The 4,890-nt window shown below is 45.3% G+C and carries 4 protein-coding genes and 1 pseudogene; 2 read left to right on the forward strand and 3 right to left on the reverse strand.

Going from position 1 to position 4,890, the window contains the following annotated elements; all coding sequences use genetic code 11:
• The 3 genes from Q0095_RS08400 to Q0095_RS08410 all read right to left on the reverse strand — a co-directional run.
• A partial coding sequence (locus tag Q0095_RS08400; RefSeq protein ID WP_297883085.1) for an ATP-binding protein occupies positions 1 to 2,002 on the reverse strand: 2,002 nt, incomplete at its 3' end.
• 165 nt (positions 2,003 to 2,167) lie between these two features.
• Positions 2,168 to 3,970 carry an excinuclease ABC subunit UvrC gene (gene uvrC, locus Q0095_RS08405; RefSeq protein WP_297883087.1) on the reverse strand — a complete coding sequence of 601 codons (1,803 nt, stop codon included), beginning with the start codon at positions 3,968 to 3,970 and terminating at the stop codon, positions 2,168 to 2,170.
• Entirely contained in the window at positions 3,951 to 4,361 is a 411-nt protein-coding gene (locus tag Q0095_RS08410; RefSeq protein WP_297883089.1) for a hypothetical protein, read from the reverse strand. Before Q0095_RS08410 ends, uvrC begins: the two co-directional genes overlap by 20 nt.
• A 27-nt stretch (positions 4,362 to 4,388) precedes the next feature.
• Here Q0095_RS08410 and Q0095_RS08415 point away from each other — a divergent pair, with 27 nt between their 5' ends.
• Together Q0095_RS08415 and Q0095_RS08420 are read left to right on the forward strand one after the other, a co-directional pair.
• Entirely contained in the window at positions 4,389 to 4,589 is a 201-nt protein-coding gene (locus tag Q0095_RS08415) for a hypothetical protein (protein WP_297883091.1), read from the forward strand.
• 54 nt (positions 4,590 to 4,643) lie between these two features.
• Positions 4,644 to 4,890: pseudogene (locus Q0095_RS08420) on the forward strand (GMP synthase (glutamine-hydrolyzing)); the annotation flags it as partial.

The raw sequence follows: 4,890 nt of genomic DNA on the forward strand, positions 1-4,890 counted from the left end.
CATTATACATCGTATCGGCGCTATCAGCTAAAAGCGCAAAATTTAGCCCTTTGATACTTTCAAATACTGCGTCCGCATCAGTCTTTTGAGTCTCTTTAAAAGCAAGGGTAAAGTAAAATCTAGTACCCTTTCCTACGGTAGATTTGACCTGAAGCTTGCCGCCCATCATCGCTACGTATTTAGACGAAATCGTAAGTCCAAGACCTGTTCCGCCGTATTTGCGCGTGATTGTAGAGTCAGCTTGGGAGAAGGCGTTAAATACATTTGCGAGCTTGTCTTCAGAAATTCCAATGCCGGTATCTTCGACGCTAAACGTTACGATCGCCTCTCCAGGAGCTTTGCTAGGCTCCCTTAAAATTTCAACTACGATAGTGCCGTGCTCAGGCGTAAATTTGACAGCATTGGACATGAGATTGATAAGAACCTCTTTGATCTTCGTGATGTCTCCGTATAGGTGGTGCACGAGTGTAGGATCGATGTAAAGCAAGATGTCGATATTCTTTTCGGCAGCCTTGGCAACGTAAATTTCAACCGCGCTTTCGAAATCTTGAATAGGATTAAATAAGATATCCTCAAGCTCGACCTTATTGCTCTCGATCTTGGAGACATCCAAAATGTTATTAATGATCGTTAGAAGGTTTTCGGACGATTTTTCGATGGTATCAACGTAATCGCGCTTCTCTTCATCCAGATCGGTATTTTTAAGAAGCTCCGTAAAGCCGATGATGCCGTTAAGCGGCGTCCTGATCTCATGCGACATATTGGCTAAAAAGATCGATTTTGCCTTATTGGCATCCTCTGCAGCGCCTTTTTGATATGCAATCAGATCGAGCGCGTCCTCGATAAGCGAATACGCCTTGTTAACACCCTCACTAGTCCTAACGTCGATATGCTCGTGCTGGTTCGTCAAATCGCCGATTCGGCTAAGCACGTTGCCGAGGTCGGTAACGTTCTGTCTTAAACGTCTTGTAATACCCAAGGCAAAAACGACCAAAATAGCCGCTAAAACCCATATACCAAGAGCGATAAATAGGTTTCTTAGCCTTTGCGCTAGGTAAGTATCGGCATGCGTCGCAAGCTCAGCATTGATCTTTTCAGAAATTTCGCTTAACTTTTTATATTTAAGTGTAGTAGAAGCAAACCACTCTTGAAAAGGTACGCTATAATGTCCCTCGTCCGCTTCTTGCTGCAATGTGGCTGAAATTTTAGCAGTTTCTCTTAATGCGTTTTGAAATTCCTCTCCGTCTAGAATTTTTAAAATTGCAGCTCTAGCATCAGATTCCGGCAAGAAGTAGTAATTAGGGAGCGAACTAGATAGGTTGAAGCTAGCCCAAGTCCTTAGCTGCGCCTGATTCATCGCCTTGCTACCGATAATGTATTCGATAATATAGTCACGCTCCGATGCAGTGGCATCCATCGCCTCATAGGTATTAAGCAATGAAACCGTCCAAACGGTGATATTTGAGCTTACAAGACCCTCTCTTAGCACTCGTTGGATTGTTTTTACATCATCGTCGAATTTTTGAAAATATGAGCTGAAAAGCTCACCGAAGCTTTTGCTTTGAGCATCGACATCCCTTCTTACCTGCGGAAGTTTATCTAATAAACCGTCTATATCGGCCTCGGCAGCCAAAAGTTCGTCATTACCGGTGCCGTAAGTGAAAATATCAAAAATAGTCTTTTTTACGACATTTTCACTGGTATTTTTGCTTTCTTTATACTTTGCAAGCGCATCGTCGGTTTTTTTGCGTTGACCCGATAGAAGGGTTCCCATACCGGGGTTTCCCTCGCTACCCAAAAACGCCGAAGTGATACCGCGCTCTTTATCTACCTGCTCTACCAACGCCGCGAGATTGCTGTTTTTAGCAATTTGCTGCTGCAAAATTCCCACTCTCGCGTAATCCTGCAAAGAGATAAACAAGAAATATGATGCAAACGCGAAAATCAAAAGTAACGGGATACCGCTAACAAGTCTCAAAGCACTTGTAGTATTTAAATTCATACAAAATCCTTCAAAGCGCAGCTTACGCGACGTTAAATTTTATTCAACCGGAGAAACGAAGTCGCTTCCGTCACGCTAGGCGGAGACGATTTAGCCGTCCTGCAAAGTTAATGGGTGATTTTACTAAACAAATCTTTAAATATAGCTTTTTGCGTTAGGTTTTCGTTAATGATTGTTTAAAATTTTTTCGGCGGTTTGGATATTCGTAAGCGATCTGATCTCATCGAAGCTCGCCGCATAAATGCTCTCAAAATCGCCGTAAAAGTCCAAAAGCTTCTTCAGGCTTCCTTTGCTAACGCCCAAGCTTAGCAGCTTTGAGCTTTGCAGATCGAGCTTGCGTTTGCTCTTTTGGTGAAACGAGATCGCAAAGCGGTGCGCCTCATCGCGCAGGCGCTGAAAAAACTGCAACTTTTTATCGTCCGTAGGCAGCGAAAAAATCCCGCCCTTCGTGCAAATTTTATCTTTCGCAGCCCCCTTTGCACGGTGGGCTTTGGCGTCGATCTTTTCTTTTGAGATAGCGATTATATCGACGTTTGCTCCAACGCTACAGATTATTTCCTCCGCCAAGTTTAACAGAGCCGTTCCGCCGTCGATGAGCCACAGATCGGGCGCGGCGAGCTCGTCAAATTTAAGCGCGCGGCTAGTTAGGTACTCGCGCATCTGATCGTAGTCGTTATTTGAGCTAAGGTGCTTGTGGCGGTAGTTTTGCTTGTTAAACTCGCCGTCTTGAAAGCTTATCATAGCTCCCACGGCCGCGGCGCCGAACATATGCGAATTGTCGAAAACTTCGATATTTACCGGCAAATTCGTAAGATTAAAATAATCCTTCAGCTCCTGCAAAAACGCGTAATCGTGTGTTTTTAGATGCTTTTTGATATTGATCTCGCAGTTTTGGTATGCGATCTCGCAAATTTTACGCTTCTCGCCGATTTTCGGCGCGTAAATTTTAAAGGCTCTTTCGTGCCGCTTGGATAAAATTTCACGTACCAGATCCGCATCGTCAAACTCGTCGTAGACGTAAATTTTAGCGCACGCCACGGGAGCCGCGGCCGGAAAGGCGCTTAAGATCATCTGTTTGTAGGCGTTTGCGATATCATCGGCGCTTGGGGCTTTGCAGTTGATTATATGCGAGCTTGAAGCCGAAATTTTACCCTCGCGTATGCTAAAATGCACCGCACAGACGAGCCCGTCGCGTGCGGCAATCGCAAAGACCTCGAAATCATCGAGCTTTGCCAGATCGACCTCAACCTTTACGTTCATCTGTTTTAAAATTTCGATCGTATCGCGGATCTGCGCGGCTTCCTCGAAATTTTCGCTCTGCGCAAGCCGCGCCATCCGATCCTGAAGCTGCGGCACCATTTTTTGCGGATTTTTCAGAGCCGCAAGCGCGCTTTGTACGATACGCGCGTAATCCTGCTTTGAAATTTTATCCTCGCACGGAGCAGCGCAGCGCCCGATCTGGTGGAACAAACAGGCCTTTTTGCCCTTGACGCAATTTTTCTTCTGCACGAGCGGAAACTGCATGTAAAGCGTCTGTAAAATTTCCTTCGCGCCGTGAAAATAGGGGCCGAAGTATCTGATATTTTTGCCCTTTACAATCTTTCGCGTGATCTCAAAGCGAGGGAAATCGTCGTCTAAATTTACGTAGATATATGGATAGGTCTTATCGTCGCGCAGCAGGATGTTGTACTTGGGCTTGAGCTGCTTGATGAAGGAATTTTCTAGTATCAGCGCGTCGCTCTCGCTAGGCGTTACGATGTATTCTAAATGCACAGCCTCGCCTATCATCTTGGCGATGCGCGCGCTTAAGCGCGGGCTCGGTGCGAGGGCGGGCGTGAAAGAAAAATAGCTTTTGACGCGATTTTTTAAAATTTTTGCCTTGCCGACGTATAGCAGCTTGCCCGCGGCATCGAAGTACTGATACACGCCGGGTGCCGCAGGCAGGCTCTTAATCTCCTCTATTAGCAAGGATCAGCCCTCTTATCTCTTCAAAAATTTTATAAATTTGCGGATCTTTTATTTTGTTTTCGAATTCTCCGTCCGAGCGCTCGGGCGAGAAAATTTCGCTGCTTCGGCGCATACTCATTTTAAAGGCTTGCACGCGTCTTTTGTTCATCAACCTGCTTGCGACGAAAATTTTAACCTCGCGGACGCCGCAAAGCTCCGCCGTCTCTCTAGCGGCTACGAAGCGCTTTAATACGTCTTTTATTAAATTTATATTACTATCGCGTTTTAGTTCGCAAAGCCCAGCCGGGTGTTTCGCGGCTATCATCAAAATGCCATCTTTGACGTAGATGAAAGCGATCAGCCTTTGCCAACTAAGCGGCAAAATCGCTAAAAACTCGCCTCTTTCTCGCATCTTGGCATATAAAGGATTTTTTCTGATATGAGCGATTATTTCTCTTGCATTTTCCATAGACGGATTTTAGCATTTTTTATCTTAGTTTTGCTTAGCGGCTGCGGATACAAAGCACCGCCATTTTACTCGGACGCAGATGAGCAAACCGTGAATGCAAAGGCATCCGCCGCGGATGGCAACAAAACAAACGACACGAAAGGCGGCGTTAGAATTTTACGCGATAAATAGCCTACTTTTAGCTTTGCTTTGTTATACTTTTAAAAATTTTTACAAAGGAATTTCATGCAAACGGCAGACATTTTAGTGCTGGACTTCGGCTCTCAATACACCCAGCTGATCGCTAGGCGCTTGCGCGAACAAGGCGTTTACACCGAGCTAATCGCATACGACGCACCGATCGATAAGATAAAAGCAAAAAACCCTAAAGGTCTTATTTTAAGCGGCGGACCCGCTAGCGTTTACGCCAAGGATGCGTATTTTTGCGACGATAGAATTTTTGAGCTTGGAATTCCAATTTTAGGCATCTGCT

Source organism: uncultured Campylobacter sp., assembly GCF_938045535.1.
GTDB lineage: Bacteria > Campylobacterota > Campylobacteria > Campylobacterales > Campylobacteraceae > Campylobacter_B.